This is a genomic window from Gluconacetobacter tumulisoli (assembly GCF_014174155.1).
Classification (GTDB): Bacteria; Pseudomonadota; Alphaproteobacteria; order Acetobacterales; family Acetobacteraceae; genus Gluconacetobacter; species Gluconacetobacter tumulisoli.
The window spans coordinates 123665-140594 of record NZ_JABEQM010000005.1 but is presented as its reverse complement, the minus strand read 5'-3'; the positions used below and the strand labels follow the sequence as shown (position 1 = coordinate 140594).

The 16930-nt window shown below is 67.3% G+C and carries 15 protein-coding genes; 11 read left to right on the top strand and 4 right to left on the bottom strand.

Features of this window, described 5'->3' with window-relative positions:
- Positions 1-168: 168 nt before the first annotated feature.
- Positions 169-1125, bottom strand: coding sequence for a LysR substrate-binding domain-containing protein (locus HLH28_RS08025; protein ID WP_182957230.1), 957 nt, complete (start codon positions 1123-1125; stop codon positions 169-171).
- Between the two features lie 124 nt (positions 1126-1249).
- Between HLH28_RS08025 and HLH28_RS08020 the strand changes: the two genes are divergently transcribed.
- The 5 genes from HLH28_RS08020 to HLH28_RS08005 all read left to right on the top strand — a co-directional run bounded on the left by HLH28_RS08020 (position 1250) and on the right by HLH28_RS08005 (position 5388).
- Positions 1250-2122: a pirin family protein gene (locus HLH28_RS08020; RefSeq protein WP_338029691.1), complete on the top strand. Its 873-nt coding sequence runs from the start codon at positions 1250-1252 to the stop codon at positions 2120-2122.
- 121 nt (positions 2123-2243) lie between these two features.
- Entirely contained in the window at positions 2244-2447 is a 204-nt protein-coding gene (locus HLH28_RS18035; protein ID WP_246395806.1) for an NAD(P)H-dependent oxidoreductase, read from the top strand.
- The gene (locus tag HLH28_RS08015; protein WP_338029690.1) at positions 2419-2802 is read left to right on the top strand and encodes an NADPH-dependent FMN reductase; all 384 of its coding nucleotides are present in this window, start codon (positions 2419-2421) and stop codon (positions 2800-2802) included. The genes HLH28_RS18035 and HLH28_RS08015 overlap by 29 nt, the downstream gene beginning before the upstream one ends.
- A 49-nt stretch (positions 2803-2851) precedes the next feature.
- The gene (locus HLH28_RS08010; RefSeq protein WP_182957224.1) at positions 2852-4444 is read left to right on the top strand and encodes a Na+/H+ antiporter; all 1593 of its coding nucleotides are present in this window, start codon (positions 2852-2854) and stop codon (positions 4442-4444) included.
- 47 nt (positions 4445-4491) lie between these two features.
- Positions 4492-5388 carry a pirin family protein gene (locus HLH28_RS08005; RefSeq protein ID WP_182957221.1) on the top strand — a complete coding sequence of 299 codons (897 nt, stop codon included), beginning with the start codon at positions 4492-4494 and terminating at the stop codon, positions 5386-5388.
- 148 nt (positions 5389-5536) lie between these two features.
- Here HLH28_RS08005 and HLH28_RS08000 read toward each other — a convergent pair whose 3' ends face one another.
- The gene (locus tag HLH28_RS08000) at positions 5537-6682 is read right to left on the bottom strand and encodes a pyridoxal phosphate-dependent aminotransferase (RefSeq protein WP_182957219.1); all 1146 of its coding nucleotides are present in this window, start codon (positions 6680-6682) and stop codon (positions 5537-5539) included.
- Positions 6683-6833: 151 nt separating this feature from the next.
- Complete coding sequence (locus HLH28_RS07995; protein WP_220789991.1) at positions 6834-7691, bottom strand: IclR family transcriptional regulator; 858 nt, start codon at positions 7689-7691, stop codon at positions 6834-6836.
- Positions 7692-7837: 146 nt separating this feature from the next.
- On the opposite strand from HLH28_RS07995, the gene HLH28_RS07990 reads away from it, so the two are divergent.
- From HLH28_RS07990 to HLH28_RS07970, 5 genes are all read left to right on the top strand, one after another.
- A complete protein-coding gene (locus tag HLH28_RS07990; RefSeq protein WP_182957216.1) occupies positions 7838-9031 on the top strand; it encodes an aminotransferase class V-fold PLP-dependent enzyme in 1194 nt (397 codons plus the stop codon).
- A 98-nt stretch (positions 9032-9129) separates the two neighbouring features.
- Positions 9130-10467: a GntT/GntP/DsdX family permease gene (locus HLH28_RS07985; protein WP_182957213.1), complete on the top strand. Its 1338-nt coding sequence runs from the start codon at positions 9130-9132 to the stop codon at positions 10465-10467.
- A gap of 179 nt (positions 10468-10646) precedes the next feature.
- Positions 10647-11708, top strand: a complete 1062-nt coding sequence (locus tag HLH28_RS07980; RefSeq protein WP_182957210.1) for a D-TA family PLP-dependent enzyme — start codon at positions 10647-10649, stop codon at positions 11706-11708.
- Between the two features lie 49 nt (positions 11709-11757).
- Positions 11758-12126 (top strand): RidA family protein, encoded by a 369-nt coding sequence (locus tag HLH28_RS07975; protein WP_182957208.1) that lies wholly within the window; start codon positions 11758-11760, stop codon positions 12124-12126.
- 12 nt (positions 12127-12138) lie between these two features.
- Positions 12139-13626, top strand: a complete 1488-nt coding sequence (locus HLH28_RS07970; RefSeq protein WP_182957205.1) for a M81 family metallopeptidase — start codon at positions 12139-12141, stop codon at positions 13624-13626.
- A gap of 66 nt (positions 13627-13692) precedes the next feature.
- Here the strand turns inward: HLH28_RS07970 and HLH28_RS07965 are convergent, their stop codons facing one another.
- Positions 13693-15051: a sugar porter family MFS transporter gene (locus HLH28_RS07965; RefSeq protein ID WP_182957203.1), complete on the bottom strand. Its 1359-nt coding sequence runs from the start codon at positions 15049-15051 to the stop codon at positions 13693-13695.
- 292 nt (positions 15052-15343) lie between these two features.
- On the opposite strand from HLH28_RS07965, the gene pckA reads away from it, so the two are divergent.
- On the top strand, positions 15344-16930 hold the full coding sequence (gene pckA / locus HLH28_RS07960) for a phosphoenolpyruvate carboxykinase (ATP) (protein WP_182957201.1): 1587 nt from the start codon (positions 15344-15346) through the stop codon (positions 16928-16930).

Here is a 16930-nt window from a genome sequence, read left to right as displayed (position 1 = left end):
CGTTCGGTCGTCGTCCGGCGGCCCATGCCAACGCGCTCGCCGCAATGGCTTGGCGTCGGAATCGGACGATAGGGCTCATGACTGTCGGCCTTCATGGTGATGGTCAGAATGGCGCAGATTTCGGTCGAGGTGGAAATTCCAGGCGGCTCCCTCCGGTATCGGATCGGATTATGCGCCAGGCCGGTCCGTTGAAGCTGCGGCGCTGCCGGGCCGGGATCCGATCAGGGCGCGCTGGTTGGCGCAGTGATCGGCCAGGAAATCGACCAGCGCGCGGACGGAGGGCAGCAGCCCGCGCCGGGTCGGGAAGACGGCGTGCACGATCCCGCTGGGCGGCGTCCAGTCGGGCAGCAGGGGGACCAGGCGTCCGTCCCGGATATCCGTCCATGCCATCAGGGTCGGCAACTGGACGATGCCGATGCCGGCCAGCGCGGCCTCGCGCAGGGCGCTCATGTCGTCGGTGACCAGGCGCGGCGTGTGCGGTACCCGTGCGGTCTGGCCGTCGCGGTGTTCCAGCTGCCAGGCATGGTCGCGGTGCGATGGCCCCATATCGAGGCTGGGCCATCCCCCCAGGTCGGCCGGCACGGCGGGCGCTGCGCGACCTTCCAGCAGGGCGGGGCAGGCGACGAGGCTCTGCGTGCTGTCGTCCAGCTTCTTCATGACGAGGTCGGTGGGCTCGATCGGCGGGAAGCGGACGCGGATGGCCAGGTCGAACCCTTCGCCGATGACGTCGACCCGGCGGTTGGTGCTGTCCAGATGGATGTCGACACGCGGGTTTTCGGCCATGAAGCGGGCGATCAGGGCGCCGAACTGGAAGTTCACCAGGGTTGTCGGGCAGGCCATGCGGATCACGCCCTGCGGCCCGGCGCGGATCTGGTCGATCACCTGTTGCGCCGCGTCGGCTTCGACCAGCATGGCGACGCAGCGGCGGTAATAATCCTGGCCGATCTCGGTGACCGAAAAGCGCCGTGTCGACCGGTGGATCAGCCGCACGCCCAACCGGTCTTCCAGCAGGGCGATCCGGCGGCTCAACCTCGATTTCTGCACGCCGAGCGCCCGTGCGGCCGGCGCGAAGCCCCCATGGTCGACGATCTGCACGAAATAATAGAGGTCGTTGAGATCCTGCATCGTCCTGTCAGTAGGACGCTCCGTGCTATTTTACAATCTGCCGGATCGATCGTTCCCGGATTACCTTTTCCCCTGACGGCGAACGACGCCCGTCCGAACAGGCGCCCCTCGGCGCGGGAGTGTTATCATGAAGAAGATCCTTGGCGTTTACGGCAACACTGACGGCCACTGGGTGGGCGACGGATTCCCGGTTCGCTCGCTGTTTTCCTATGACACGCTGGGGCAGCATGCCAGTCCGTTCCTGCTGCTGGATTATGCCGGCCCCTACCGGTTCAATCCGGCCGACCGGCCGCGCGGCGTGGGCATCCATCCGCATCGCGGGTTCGAGACGGTGACGATCGTCTATGACGGCGAGGTCGAACATCGCGATTCCACCGGTCAGGGCGGTGTGATCGGGCCGGGCGACGTGCAGTGGATGACGGCCGGCGGCGGCATCCTGCACCAGGAATATCATTCCAGGGGCTTCACCCGTACCGGTGGCCCGTTCCGCATGGTGCAATTGTGGGTCAACCTGCCGGCCCGGGACAAGATGACGGCCCCGGGATACCAGTCGATCCTGGATGCCGATATCCCGGTGGTCGACCTGCCGGCCGGTGCCGGCCGGGTCCGTGTCATCGCGGGGGCGTTCGGCGGCCATGCCGGACCGGCGCACAGTTTCACGCCGGTCAATGTCTGGGACATGCGGTTGACCCGTGATGCGGACGTCACGCTGGACCTGCCGGAAGGACACACCAGCATGCTGGTGGTCCTGGGTGGTCATGTCACGGTCAACGGCACGCAGGCGGCGGGCGAGGCCGAGATGGTGCTGCTGGACCGGAAGGGCGCCGGCGTGGCGGTCCATGCCGATGGCGACGCGACGGTACTGGTCCTGACGGGGGAGCCGATCGACGAGCCGATCGTCGGGCGCGGTCCGTTCGTGATGAACAGCGAGGCCGAAATCCGGCAGGCCATCGCCGATTTCCAGGACGGTCGCTTCGGCCAGATGATCCCGGCCTGACGGACGCGTTTCGGGGGTGAAGGGCATCGGTTCCATCCGATGCCCTTCACCCGGTTCCCGGTCCCGGCCCCCATCCGTCGACCAGATATACCGACCAGATAATCAGCGGGAAGGCAGGCGCATGATCAGGATCCTCGGCCTTTCCGGCAGCCTGCGACGGGCCTCGTTCAATACCGGCCTGCTGCTGGCCGCCCGCGCCCTGGCGCCCGACGGCGTCCAGGTGGAGATCTATGAAGGGCTGCGCGATATCCCGCCCTATGACGACGACGTGCGCGTGGCGGGGCTATCCGCCTGCCGTGGAAGATTTGCGCCGCCGGGTGCATGAGGCCGATGCGCTGCTGTTCGCGACCCCGGAATATAACCGCTCGTTTTCGGGGGTGCTGAAGAACGCGATCGACTGGGTTTCGCGCCCGCCGCTTCAGCCCTTCGACGGCAAGGTGGCGGCGATCATGGGCGCCAGTCCGGGCGCGCTGGGTACCGGCCTGGCTAATTATCATTTGCGGCAGGTCCTCTCGATCGTCGGCGTGCTGGTGCTGCCGGGGGCGGAAATCCTGGTCGGGGGCGCCGGCGCCAAATTCGACGCGAACGGGGTCCTGACCGACGAGGCGACGCGAAACGTGCTGCGCGACCGGCTGGCCCGTCTGGTCGCTCTCGCCACCCGTCTGGCTCCGCCGGTATAAGGGCGGAACGCGGCGACGGCGTCGTGGCCGGCGAGGCAGGGAGGCTCATGTGTCGGACGTCGGTCGTTTTGAATTCATCCTGGTGCTGGTCGTGGCCATCGTCGCCTTGGCGTTGGCGGCCCAACTGCTGCGGCTTCCGACTTCGGCGGCACTGATCGTCGGCGGCATCGCGCTGGCCCTGATCCCAGGCATGCCGGAGGTCGACCTCGATCCCGAACTGGTGCTGGTCGCGTTCCTGCCGCCGCTGCTGCTGTCGGGGGCCTATTTCACCGTCTGGCCGGCCTTTCGCCTCAATCTCGGGCCCATCCTCCAGCTTGCGGTCGGGACGGTGCTGTTCACGACCCTGGCGGTGGGGGCGGCGGCACACTGGCTGGTGCCGTCGCTGCCCTGGGCTGCCTGCTTCGCCCTGGGGGCGATCGTCGCACCGCCCGACGCGGTGGCGGCCAAGAGCGTGCTGGAGCGGGTGCATCTTCCGGAAAAACTCGCGGTCATGCTGGAAGGCGAAAGCCTGCTGAACGATGCGACCAGCCTGGTGGTGTACCGCTTCGCCGTGGCGGCGGTGCTGACCGGCAGCTTCAACCTGCTGCACGCGACGGTCTCCTTCGGCGTCCTGGCGGTGGGGGGCGTGGTCCTGGGGGGCGCGTCCGGCTGGATCGTCCTGCAGATCCTGCGCCGGATCCATGACTCGATGCTGGTCATCAGCCTGACCCTGCTGACGCCGTGGATCGTCTATATCATGGGCGAACGGGTCGGCGTGTCGGGCGTCATGGCCACCGTGACCGCCGGACTGCTGATCGGCTGGCACCAGCATGAGATCTTCGGCGCCGATGTCAGGCTGCGCGCCACCGCCGTGTGGTCCGTGCTGACCTTCATCCTGGAATCGCTGATCTTCATCCTGATCGGCCTGTCGCTGCGCGGCGCGCTGCACCCCCACCAGGGCGCCGCCGGGTCGCTATGGCATCTGGCCGGCCCGGTCGCGGGCGTGGTGGTGGCGACGATCGCGGCCCGGTTCGCATGGATGTACGGCGCCGCCCTCCTGGAATGGATGCTGGCCCCCGCCGAGACCCGTCCCACACCCACCGATGCGATGGGCCGCGCGACCGTCCTGGGCTGGGCGGGGATGCGCGGCGTGGTCAGCCTGGCGGTGGCGCTTTCGCTGCCCGCGGCCATGCCCGGCCGCGATTTCATCCTGCTCGCGACGTTCGCCGTCATCCTGGTGACGGTCCTGGGGCAGGGGGCCACCATCGGCATGGTCATCCGCTGGACCGGTGTCGCCGGGCAGGCCATACCGCAGGCGGATCATCTGACGGAGCCGCAGGCGCGGGCGCGCCTGGCGTACGCGCAGCGGCAGACGGTGGAGCGACTGGCGCACGCGCCGGACGGCACCATCCTGCATCCCCGTCTGCTGGAACAATATCGCTATCGCGCCCGGGTGGCGGCACGCTTCAGCAACGAGGCCGAGACGCTTCGCAAGGATCGCGACGCGCATTTCGCCGTCCTGCTGGAGACGATCGAGGCCGGGCGCGCGGAATTGCTGCGCCTGCACCGGGGCGGCATGATCCACGATCATGTCCTCCGCCGGCTGGAGAACGAGCTCGATCTCCAGCAGCTGGCGGCGGAGGGGGCCCGGGGGAACGAATGACGGCGCGGGACGTCGGGTAAAAATCCGGGATCCGAGGAGAACGTCTGATGATCGAAATGGTAATTCCTCAGCGCCGCCGCAGCCTCGGCGGATTCGAGGTCGGACGCGTGCTGCCCTTTGCCCGGCGCCGGATGGTCGGGCCCTTCGTGTTCTTCGACCATATGGGACCGCTGGACCTGGCCGCTGCCGACGCCCGCCACGCCGACGTGCGGCCGCATCCGCATATCGGGCTGTCGACCGTGACCTACCTGTTCGCGGGCGAGATCATGCATCGCGACAGCGTGGGATCGGAACAGCCGATCCGCCCGGCCGAGATCAACTGGATGACGGCGGGGCGCGGCATCACCCACAGCGAACGGTTCGAGCACGCGCGGATCGCCGGCGACCATCTGCATGGCATCCAGGCCTGGGTCGCCCTGCCTGACGGGCAGGAGGAGATCGCCCCATCCTTCCATCACCACCAGGGCCTGGACGATCTGCCGGCCTGGCAGGAGGGCAAGGCCACGACCCGCCTGCTTGCCGGGACGGCGTTCGGCCTGCGCGCGGCGGTGCCAACCCTGTCGCCGCTGTTCTACCTGCATTGGCAACTGGAGGCCGGCGCCAAGGTGGCGCTGCCGGAGGGCCACACCGACCGTGCGGTGCATGTCGCCCAGGGCCAGGTCGAAATCGAGGGACAGCGCTTCGGCGCCGGGGAGATGATCCTGTTTTCCTCCGGCGCCCCGGCAGAACTGACGGCGCTGGAGCCCACGACCGCGATGGCGTTGGGCGGGGAGCCGCTGGGCGAGCGGTTCCTGTTCTGGAATTTCGTCTCGTCGTCCCAGGATCGGCTGGAACAGGCGAAAGCCGACTGGCAGGCCGGACGCATGATCCTGCCGGTGCATGACCGGGACGAATTCATCCCCTTGCCGGAGGCCCCACGCCCCACCCCCGAACCGATGTCGTGATTCCATCTTAAAACGTTTTCTGCCGGCGATCCGGCGCGCGCGGCCATGAAGGCCGTTCCGCTCGATGCTCGGAAGCACACACCGGGCGTGCCGTTGCGCGGAACTCTTGCTTGGCAAAAAAACGGTTCAGACGGCCTTTGATGCCACGTCAGGACCGCCGGGCGTGGGCGGCGTCGAACCAGGGGGCCATGCGGGCCAGCGCGTCTTCCACGCGGTCGGTCGAAACCGCGAAGCTGAAGCGCATGAAGCGATGGCCGTCGACGGGGTCGAAATCCAGGCCCGGCGCGGTGGCGATGCCGGTGTCTGCCAGCAGTTGGGTGCAGAATGCCAGGCTGTCGTCCGTCAGGTGGCCGATATCGGCGTAGATATAGAAGGCCCCGTCCGGGGGCGCGATCCGGTCCAGCCCCATCGCGGGCAGGCGGTCCAGCATCAGGTCGCGATTGTGCCGGTAGGTCCGCACATGTCCTTCCAGCTCGTCGCGACAGTCGAAGGCGACCAGGCCCGCATGCTGGCTGAGCGACGGCGGTGTCAGGAACAGATTGCCCACGCGCGCCCGCGCGGCCTCGATCAGCGACGGGGGCACCACCAGCCAGCCCAGCCGCCAGCCCGCCATGCTGAAATATTTCGAGAAGCTGTTGACCACCAGCGCGTCGGGGTCGTCCTGCAGGATGGAACGTGCCGGCGCGATATAACTCAGCCCGTGATAGATCTCGTCCGAGATGATGCGGATGCCGCGCGCGCGGCAGACCTGCACGATGGCCTGCATCTCCTCGGCCGGCAGGATCGTGCCGGTCGGGTTGGCGGGGCTGGCAACGATCAGCCCGTCGGGCGCCGGATCCAGGGCCGCGACGGCGGCGGAGGTCAACTGGTACCGTTCGGCGGGGCCGCAGGCGATTTCCACCGGTTCCAGATGCAGCGCACGCAGCGCGTTGCGATAGGCGACATAACCCGGGCGTGCCAGCGCGACCCGCGCGCCCGGCGCGAAACAGGAGCCGAGCGCCAGGACCAGGGCGGGCGACGCCCCGCAGGTCAGGATCACCTGGTCGGGCTGGATCGTCACGCCGTAGCTGTCGTGGTAATGACGGGCGATCCGCGTCTTCAGCGGCATGCTCTCCCAATATCCCATGGCGTCGCTGTCCAGCACCCGGTGCGCCGTCGCGATCGCCGCGCGCGGCGCGCCGGTCGAGGGCTGGCCGAATTCCATATGGATGATGTCATGTCCCTCGGCGGCCATGCGATGGGCGATGGTGCTGATGCCGATGGCGTGGAAGGGATCGATCCGGGGGACGGTCATGGGCAGTGGATCCGTAAGGGGACGCCAGCGGGCGGCATAGTCGGTCGGTCGGCCGCTGGCAAGGCGCCGCCCCGGCGGGTCCTCCGCACTTCCCGGGGTCATGGCCGCGCCATTCCATGACGATGCGATATCTATTCCTCCGTTTCCTCCGTCACGGGTCATCCGTCACGGGCATGGGATCGTTTTCCAGGACGGCGTGCAGGGGGCGCCACCCCATCCGTTCCTCGATCCGCTGTGCGGCATGGCGGACGAGGGCACCGTACCGTTCGCTGTCGCGTTGCGCCTTGGTGGCCGGCAGCACGATGGAAATCGTCGCCCGGCAATCGCCCCGCGCGTCGCAGATCGGCGACGCGATGCACGCCACCGCGAAGTCGGATTCCCCGGCCTGGATGCTGATCCGCGACCCAAAGGCCCGGACCGAGGCCCGCGACAGCGCTTCGGGATCGGTTTCGGCCTTGCCGGTCGGCGATGCCGTCGTGCAGCGGCGGAACAGGTCCAGTCGCTCCTGCTCCGGCAGGTGGGCGACCAGCAGTCGGCCCGACGCGGTCCAGTTGAGGGGCACGCGCGTACCGATGCGCGAGGCGACCTGGAAATGGTCAGGCCCGTCGGCCATGTCCAGCACCACCATGAAATCGCCGTCCCGGCCGCAGATCTGCACCGTCTCGCCGGCCTCGGTGCGCAGGACGTGCATCTCGTCCCGCGCGACCTTCATCAGGTCCAGCGACCGGGCGTAAGCCAGGCCGTAATGATACAGGCGTTCACCCAGCCAGACCGACCCGTCCGGCGTGCGGGCCAGCAGATTCTTCTCCAGCAGATCGTCGACGATGACGTAGACGGTGGACAGCGGCGCGCCGATGGCCTTCGCGATGCTGTAGGCACCGTCGGCTTCGCCCCGGCCGTGCAGGTGATCCAGGATCTGCAGGGCGCGATCGATGCCGCTGACGCGAGAGCGCCGGCCATCCGTCGTCGTCCCGTCCTTCGCCCGGGACGATGATAGTTTCGGGGCCAAAATACACTCCCTCGTCGCAGGTGTTTCCGCCTGTGCAAGGCTATCACATTATAATACCATAGATACCAGAATTGAGGAGCTCTGGACCCAAGAACCCCCGGACCGGAGCCGGCGGGATTTTGCGCACGGGCCCATTGGGAACGATCATGGACGATAGGCTTGAGGATTTCGGGCTTCGCCCGCTTGTCAACGTCTCGGGCACCATGACAGGGCTCGGCGCCTCGATCGCGGTTCCGGAGGTAGTCCGCGCCGCGGAGGCGATCCTGCCATGTTTCGTCGATATCAACGACCTGCAACGCAAGGCGAGCGCCGCCATCGCCGACGCGACGGGGGCCGAGGCCGGGTGCGTCACCGCGTCCTGCGCCGCCGGGATCACGCTGGCCGTCGCGGCCTGCATGACCGGTGGGGACCTTGCGGCCATCGAGCGCCTGCCCGTGACGACCGGATTGCGCGATGAGGTCGTATTGCTGGCGGGGCACGCGGTCAATTTCGGCGCGCCGGTCGAACAGACCGTGCGCCTGTCCGGCGCGCGGGTCGTCCTGGCCGGCCAGGTGACGTCGGCGCAGCGTTATCACCTGGATGGCGCGATCACCGAACGAACGGCCGCCCTGCTGTTCGTCGTATCCCATCACACGGTGCAGTACGGGCTGCCGGCGCTGGAGACGGTGCTGGATGTCGCGCATGCATGCGGCGTGCCCGTCATCGTCGATGCGGCGTCGGAATATGACCTGCGGCGCTTCGTCGCGGCGGGCGCCGATCTGGTCGTCTATTCGGGCCATAAATTTCTCGGCGGTCCGACCTCGGGCCTCGTCGCCGGGCGGCGGAGGCTGGTCCGCGACCTCTTCCTGCAAAATCTGGGAATCGGCCGGGGCATGAAGGTGGGCAAGGAAGGCATTGCCGGGCTGATTGCCGCCCTGCGCGCATGGGGCTTGCGCGACCACGCCGCGATCCGTGCGCGCGAGGCCGACATCCTGTCGTCCTGGCAGCAGGCGCTGGCGCCGTTCGCAGGCGTGCAGACCTGTAGCGAGCCCGATCCGACCGGCAATCCGCTCGACCGGTTGAAAATATCGGTCCAGCCGGCTCAGGCCCGCATCACCGCGTGGGATCTGGCCGACGCGCTGGCGGCGGGCGACCCGGCGGTGATGGTGCGCGACCACGAACTGGAACTGGGTCATTTTCACCTCGACCCCTGCAATCTGCATCCGGGACAGGCGGCGATCGTGGCCCGCCGGCTGGCCGACGAACTGCGGCGGGCGGCGGCCCATCCCCACGGCATCTTCACCCCCTTCGCCGCGCGGGCAGACCGGCGCATCGCGGCGTTGATGCGCTGGCCGGACTGATTGCCGTCGCATCGGTCCTTTCGGCTTGGCACGAAAGTGAAATGGATCCATGATATCTAATAACGGACGTTGTTATATTATTATGGATTAACCGGTGTATGACTGTCGGCTATGCCGTCTTCCTGGGCGTCTTCTCCATCGCGGCGATCATCGTGCTGATTGCCCGATTCCGCTGCGAACCGCTGCTGGTCCTGTTCGGGGTGTCCGTCGCGGTCGCGCTGGCGGCGGGCCAGGGGCCGGCGGCCGGCGTCGCCTCCTTCGAGGCCGGAGCCGGCCATGCCCTGGGCCATATCGCCTTCATCATCGCCTTCGGCACCATGATGGGCCGGATCGTGGCGGAATCCGGCGCCGCGGACCGAATCGCCGATACGCTGATCCGCCTGTTCGGGGCCCGGAACATCCATTGGGCGATGACCGTCATCGGGCTAGTGGTGGGGCTGCCGGTCTTCTTCGACGTGGGCTTCGTGCTGCTGGCGCCGCTGGCCTTCGTTGCCGCCCGGCGGGCGGGACGGCCCATCCTGATGGCGGCGCTGCCTCTGGCGTCCAGCCTGTCGATCGCCCATGCGCTGATGCCGCCGCATCCGGCCATCATGCTTGCCGTGCAGGCGTATCAGGCGAACATCGGCCGGACCATCATGACCGGCTTGCTGGTCATGATCCCCACGGCGGTGGTCGCAGGGCCGCTATTCGCCCGGCTCGTCGTGCCCCGTTTGCGCATGACGGGCACATCGTCCCTGGAAAATCAGTTTCTGGAGCGCGATACATCGGGGACGCCGCCTTCGTTCGCCGTCAGCCTGCTGTCGGTGCTGATGCCGGTCCTGCTGATCTTGGGCGGCGCGATGATGCAGCGTGTCGGTTCGACGGACGGCCCGGTCGCACGTGTAGGGCAGGTTGTCGGCAATACCGATATCGCGCTGGCGCTGTCGACGGTCTTCGCCTGCGTGGTGCTGGGCCTTGCCCGGGGGATGAAGGGAAAGGTCCTGGCGTACTATCTGCACAGCAGCCTGGGGCCCATCGCCTTCGTCGTCCTGCTTGTGGGGGCGGGCGGTGGCTTCGGACGCGCCCTGATCGACACGGGCATTTCCTCCGTTCTGACCGGCGTTGCTGTCAGGATGCACGCCTCGATGCTGCTGATGGGCTGGGGCCTTGCGGCGATCGTGCGCCTGGCCACCGGCTCGGCCACGGTGGCGATGAGCACGGCGGCGAACATTCTCGCCCCCGTCTTTCTGCAGGTGGGCGGCACGCAGCCGGCGTTGCTGGTGCTGGCCACCGGGGCAGGATCGGTCGCGTTCGGACCGGTGACCGACCCGGTATTCTGGCAGATCAAGGAATATCTTGGCCTGTCGGTGACGCAGACCCTGCTGACATGGTCGGTGATCGAAACCATCATCTCGTTGATGGTCCTGGGGTCTGTCTGCATTCTATCCATGTTTTAACAGGATTATTTCGAATCTGGTCGGAATTTCGGGGCGATTCAGCGAATGATCGCCTTTCCGAACCTGTAGATACGGAACCCTTGTCGCATGAGATGTCGATTCTGACGCGAGCACTGCTGACGCCCAGGGAGGCGTCACCCGGGCGGGCCGGGTGACGGCCGGGGCTGGAGAAACCATTCATGTCCCTGACAATTGACAAACTCGCGACACCGTCGGTCCTGATCGATATCGACCGTGTCCGCGCCAACCTGCGGCGGGCGCAGGATTATGCCGACACGCATGGGCTGCGGCTGCGTCCGCATATCAAGACGCACAAGGTCCCGGCGCTGGCGCGCCTGCAGGTGGAATTGGGCGCCTGCGGCATCACCTGCCAGAAGCTGAGCGAGGCCGAGGTGATGGCCGACGCGGGCCTGTCGGATATTTTCATCAGCTACAATATTGTCGGCGCCGACAAGCTGTCGCGCCTAACCGCGCTGGCGCGGCGCATCACCCTGTCGGTCGCGGCCGACAGCGCCTACACCGTCAGCGGTTATATCGACGCGGCGCGGGCGGCGGACGTGACGCTGACGGTACTGGTCGAATGCGACACCGGGGCCGGACGCTGCGGCGTCGCCACGGCCGATGCGGCACTGGACCTGGCGCGCCGGCTGGAGGGGGCGTCGCATGCGCGGTTCGGCGGCCTGATGACCTATCCCAAGGCTGGCGGCACCGAACAGACCGCGGCGTGGATCGCGGGCGCGCTGGATCTGTTCGCGCGGGCGGGGATGGCGGTGCCGGTGGTGTCCAGCGGCGGCACGCCTGACATGTGGCGCGCCCACCTGGTGCCGGGCGTGACCGAATATCGGCCGGGGACCTACATCTATATGGACCGCTCGCAGGTTGCCGCCGGGGCGGCGACGCTGGACGAGTGCGCGCTGACGGTGCAGGCCACGGTCGTCAGCCGCCCGTCCGAGACGCGCGCGGTGCTGGACGCGGGCACCAAGACGCTGACCAGCGACCTTCTGGGCTTGGACGGGTTCGGTCATGTCCTGTCGTGCCCGTCGGCGCGGGTCGATGCGTTGAGCGAGGAGCACGGCGTGATCCAGGCCGACGCGGAGGTTCTGCCGGCGCTGGGCGAGCGTGTCCGGATCGTGCCCAACCACGCCTGCGTCGTCAGCAACATGTTCGACCGCGTCTATTTCGTGTCGGGGGACACAGTGCTGGATGCCGTTCCCGTGGCCGCCCGCGGCTGCGTGACCTGACGGACCTGATTTCCAAGATCGACGACATGAAAAGGAAGGATTCGATGGCATGAGCAGGATAGCCTATGGTGCGGCCCATGTGCCGCTGTCGCCTGCGGTGCGGGCGGGCGATTTCGTCTACGTCTCCGGCCAGGTGCCGGTCCGCGATGGTGCGATCGTCGGCGCCGACGTGGCGGAGCAGACGCGTGTGGTGCTGGACAATGTCGCGGCGGCGCTGGCGCTGGCGGGTTGCGCGATGTCCGACGTGGTCAAGACCTTCGCGATCCTGACCGATGCCGGAGATTTCGCCGCGTTCAATGCCGCCTATGCGGCGTATTTCCCAATCGAGCCGCCGGCGCGCACGACCATCGAGGCCGGGCTGATGATCGACATCAGGGTGGAAATCGAGGCCGTTGCCTACAAGCCGTCGGGCGCCTGAGGAGGACCGGTTATGAGGGTTTTCGTGGCCTCCCTGGCGACCGAGACCAACACGTTCTCACCGGTGCCGACCGACCGGGCGTGTTTCGATTCCGCCTTCTACGCGCCGCCGGGGCAGCATCCGCCGGCCCCCACCCTGTGCTCGGCCGCGTTCGTCGTCCTGCGCGATCGTGCGGTGGCCGAAGGCTTCACCCTTGTCGAGGGCACCGCCACCTGGGCAGAGCCCGGCGGCCTGGTGCAGCGCCAGACGTACGAGGCCCTGCGCGACGAGATTCTGGACCAGCTGCGCGTCGCGCTGCCGGTCGATGCGGTGGTGATGGGCCTGCATGGCGCGATGGTCGCGCAGGGCTATGACGATTGCGAGGGCGACCTGCTGGCGCGGGTTCGCGCCATCGTGGGGCCGGATGTCGTGGTGGGTGCCACCTTCGACCCGCACAGCCACCTGACGGCGCTGCGCGTGCGCAGCCTGGACGTGCTGAACGCCTTCCTGGAATTTCCCCATACCGATTTCGTCGAACGCGCCGAACAGGTTGTCGATCTGGTGGTGCGCGCGGCCCGGGGTGAAATCCGCCCGGTCATTTCAACCTTCGATTGCCGGATGATCGACATCCTGCCGACCAGCCAGGAACCGATTCGCGGCTTTGTCGATCGGCTGAAGGCCCAGGAGGGACAGGATGGCATCCTGTCGGTGTCGCTGATCCATGGCTTCCTGGCCGGCGACGTCCCGGAACTGGGCACGCAGGTCGCCGTCGTGACCGATGGCGATCCGGCGGCCGGATCTGCATTGGCACGGCGCCTGGGGCTGGAGGTCTTCGGGCTTCGCGGCACCACGCGCATGCGCCAGCATGACATCCCCGCCGCCCTGCGCGACGCACGGGCGATCGCGGCCCGTCATCCCGACCGGCCGGTGGTGCTGGCGGATATCTGGGACAATCCCGGCGGCGGTGTCGCGGGCGACGGGACGCTGATCCTTCGGGCGATGATGGCGGCCGGGCTGGACGATATCGGGGTGGCGACGATCTGGGACCCCATGGCTGTGGTGTTCTGCCGTGCGGCGGGCGAGGGCGCGCGGATCAGCTTGCGCTTCGGCGGCAAATCCGGTCCCGACGGCGGCGAGCCGATCGACGCCGAGGTCGAGGTGATCCGCGCCGTCGAGCAATCGTGGCAGAGCTTCGGCAGCAGCCGCGTACCGTTGGGGCCGACGGCGGTGGTGCGCCTGTGCGGCAGCCGGATCGACGTCATCCTGAACACCAACAGGACGCAGACCTTCGATCCTGATATCTTTGCCAATCTGGGGGTCGACATGGCGGCGAAGCGTTATGTGATCGTCAAATCGACCAACCATTTCTACGCCGCGTTCCGGCCCCAGGCGGCCGAGATCCTGTATGTCGACGCCGGGACGCAGTACCCGTCCGACCCGCTGCAGACCAATTACACCCGCCTGCGGCGCGAGATCTGGCCCAGGATCGACGATCCGCACGGGGGTGCGACGGCATCCTGATGCGCCGGGGGCCGCCTGCAACGGCAGACGGCCCCGGATTCGGCGGACAGTATGTCCGGCTGCCCCTTATCTGGCGAACACGCCGCGACGCAGGCGATCCTCGATTTCCTCCAGCGACCGTCCGCGGGTTTCCGGCACGTACCGGAACACGAAGAAGAAGGCGAAGGCGTTGACGCAGGCGAACAGCAGGAAGGTGCCCCCGGCCCCGAACGCCTGCACCATCGACAGGGTCGTAAGTGAAATCAGCAGGTCCGCCCCCCAGTGGGATGCCGCCACCAGGCTCATGCCCTTGCCGCGGCAGGACAGGGGGAAGACTTCGGCGCCGACGATCCAGATCGTGACCGACAGGCTGCCGACATTCAGGATCGCATAGACCAGCAGGGCGACGACCGTCATCCAGGCATTCGGCCCGCTGGTGGCGCCCATGTGGAACAGGGCGGACAGCGCGAACAGCGCCAGGCTGGCCCCCGGCAGCAGCCACAGCATCAGCGTGCGCCGCCCGATCGCCTCGACCGCCCAGCTTCCGAACAGGGTCGCCACGATCATGGCCACCCCGACCGCGACCGAGGTCAGCAGCGCCGAGCCTTCGCCGAAGCCGGCGCCCGAGAAGATGGTGGGCGCATAATACAGGACGGCGTTGATCCCGCTCAGCTGGCACAGCAGGCCGATGCCCACGGCCGCGACCAGCGCGGGGCGGACCCAGGGCTGGGCCAGTTCGGACCACGGCGCCTGGGCGTCATGCGCGTCGATGATCTCCTGCAATTCGCGGTCGGCCCGCCGGTGGCTGCCGCGCACCCGGCGCAGGACGGCGCGCGCGCCCTCGAAATCGCCCCGCATCGCCAGCCAGCGCGGGCTGTTGGGCAGGAAGGCCATGCCCAGCAGCAGCACGACGGCGGGCACGGCGCCCAGGGCGAACATGATCCGCCAGCTGTCATGGCGCAGCAGATAGCCGGCGATGAACGAGATCAGCACCCCCGTCACCACCGCCAGCTGGAACATGCCGACCAGCCGTCCGCGCCGCCGGGCAGGGGCCAGTTCCGAAATATAGACCGGCACGATCTGCGAGGCCGCGCCCACGGCCAGCCCCAGCACGAACCGCGCGAGCGTCAGCAGCCAGACGCTGTCGGCAAGGGAGGCCATGATCGTGCCGACGATGAAGACCGCGGCGGCCACCATGACGGTGCGTCGCCGGCCGCCCCGGTCCGACAGGGGGGCGGCGCCCATGCAGCCCAGCAGTGCGCCAGCGATGATCGCGGAGGTCACGATCTGCTGCCCACCGGTGCCCAGATGGAATTGCTGCGAAATCTGCAACAGGGCGGCGGAAATAATTCCCGTATCATATCCAAACAACAGGCCGCCGGCAGCTGATATTCCGGCCACGACATCAACAATAAGGTTTGATTCTGGTCGTTCTAATTCGCTCATGGTAATATTATGCAAAAATTTCGACCAAGATCAAACCATATTGTTTTGCCGTCGCGCCGAAACATTTTTTTGATTGCTTTGGCGAAATTCCCTGGGAACTTTTTGATTGTCGCCTGAGGGGACGATCCTTCCTCGTTCCGCTCTGCGTTGTCTCGCCCCGCGCTACGTCCTGTCGAGATCGCGCATTTGTGATCGTGCGCATGGGTGTTGGTCAGGGAATTGCCATGCTGATCGCGCGAAACTGCCGCGTCCCGGGAGCGACCGGGACAACGACACATTCGGAAAACGGAAAATGAACAACAATAATAATGATTTCCGGCCTTCTGGCCCGGACGGCGCACTGAAAGATACCGGCCTGCGCCGCATCGATCCCGTCCATGCCAATCTCCACGCCCCTGAACTGACCGAGATCGCGATCCGCCGGCGCGAGGGCAGCCTGTCGTCGGGCGGTGCGCTGATGGTACGGACCGGCCTGCATACCGGCCGATCCGTGCGGGACAAGTTCATCGTCGACGAACCGGGCGTCAGTGCCGATATCTGGTGGGGCGAGATCAATACGCGCCTGTCGATCGATGCCTTCCAGCGGTGCTGCGACCATGTGCGTGGCTATCTGGACGGGCAGGAACTGTTCACCCAGGACCTGTATGCCGGCGCGGATCCGCGCCATCGCGTCCGTATCCGGCTGGTGACCACGCACGCGTGGCATGCCCTGTTCGCCCGCAACATGTTCATCCGCCCGCCGGCGGAGGAACTGGAGTCGTTCGTGCCGGACTATGTGATCCTGCATGCGCCGGACCTGCCGATGGACCCGGTGGCGCATGGCGTGCGCGGCACGACCGCCGTCATCCTGTCGCTGACGCAGCGGCTGGTCGTCATTGCCGGTACCCAATATGCCGGCGAGATCAAGAAATCGATCTTCACCGTCATGAACTGGCTGTTGCCGGACCAGGACGTGATGCCGATGCATTGCTCGGCCAATATCGGGCCGGATGGCGAGGTGGCGCTGTTCTTCGGGCTGTCGGGCACCGGCAAGACCACCCTGTCGTCGGATGCGTCTCGGACCCTGATCGGCGACGACGAACATGGCTGGTCCCCGGACGGGGTCTTCAATTTCGAGGGGGGCTGCTACGCCAAGGTGATCGGCCTGCGGCGCGAGGCCGAACCCGAGATCTGGGATGCATCCCACCGCTTCGGCGCGGTCCTGGAAAATGTCGTGGCCGACGGGAACGGCGTTCCCGATTTCGCGGATGGCAGCCTGACCGAGAATACGCGGGCCTGCTATCCGATCGATTTTGTCGACAATGCCAGCCCGGACGGCCGCGGCGGCGTGCCGCGCCATGTGGTGATGCTGACGGCCGATGCATTCGGCGTGCTGCCGCCGCTGTCGCGGCTGACGTCGGAACAGGCGGTCTATCATTTTCTGTCGGGCTATACCGCCCGCATCGCCGGGACCGAGAAGGGGCTGGGCAAGACCCCGCAGGCCACCTTCAGCACCTGCTTCGGCGCGCCCTTCCTGCCGCGCCGTCCGGAAATCTATGGCGATCGTCTGGCATCCTGCCTGGCCCGTGCGCCGGTGACGTGCTGGCTGGTCAATACCGGATGGACCGGTGGCCCTTATGGCGTGGGACAGCGGATCGCGCTTGCGCACACGCGTGCGCTGGTGCGGGCGGCGCTGGACGGGCGGCTGGATGACGTGTCCTTCCAGGTCGAACCGTATTTCGGCCTGGCCATTCCGACCCACGTGCCCGGCGTCCCCGAACAGATTCTCGATCCCGCCCGGACCTGGGACGATCCGGCGGCCTATCGCCGTGCCGCCGCCGACCTTGCCGAACGGTTCGAGAGGAATTTCGAGAGCTTCCACACGGGCGCCACCCCGTAG

Excerpts from the sequence above, each read along its gene's own strand:
- HLH28_RS07985 (WP_182957213.1), top strand. The coding sequence starts at position 9,130 with ATGACTGTCGGCTATGCCGTCTTCCTGGGCGTCTTCTCCATCGCGGCG.
- HLH28_RS07975 (WP_182957208.1), top strand. The coding sequence starts at position 11,758 with ATGAGCAGGATAGCCTATGGTGCGGCCCATGTGCCGCTGTCGCCTGCG.
- HLH28_RS07980 (WP_182957210.1), top strand. The coding sequence starts at position 10,647 with ATGTCCCTGACAATTGACAAACTCGCGACACCGTCGGTCCTGATCGAT.
- HLH28_RS08025 (WP_182957230.1), bottom strand. The coding sequence starts at position 1,125 with ATGCAGGATCTCAACGACCTCTATTATTTCGTGCAGATCGTCGACCAT.
- pckA (WP_182957201.1), top strand. The coding sequence starts at position 15,344 with ATGAACAACAATAATAATGATTTCCGGCCTTCTGGCCCGGACGGCGCA.
- HLH28_RS08000 (WP_182957219.1), bottom strand. The coding sequence starts at position 6,682 with ATGACCGTCCCCCGGATCGATCCCTTCCACGCCATCGGCATCAGCACC.
- HLH28_RS07965 (WP_182957203.1), bottom strand. The coding sequence starts at position 15,051 with ATGAGCGAATTAGAACGACCAGAATCAAACCTTATTGTTGATGTCGTG.
- HLH28_RS08005 (WP_182957221.1), top strand. The coding sequence starts at position 4,492 with ATGATCGAAATGGTAATTCCTCAGCGCCGCCGCAGCCTCGGCGGATTC.
- HLH28_RS07970 (WP_182957205.1), top strand. The coding sequence starts at position 12,139 with ATGAGGGTTTTCGTGGCCTCCCTGGCGACCGAGACCAACACGTTCTCA.
- HLH28_RS18035 (WP_246395806.1), top strand. The coding sequence starts at position 2,244 with ATGATCAGGATCCTCGGCCTTTCCGGCAGCCTGCGACGGGCCTCGTTC.
- HLH28_RS07990 (WP_182957216.1), top strand. The coding sequence starts at position 7,838 with ATGGACGATAGGCTTGAGGATTTCGGGCTTCGCCCGCTTGTCAACGTC.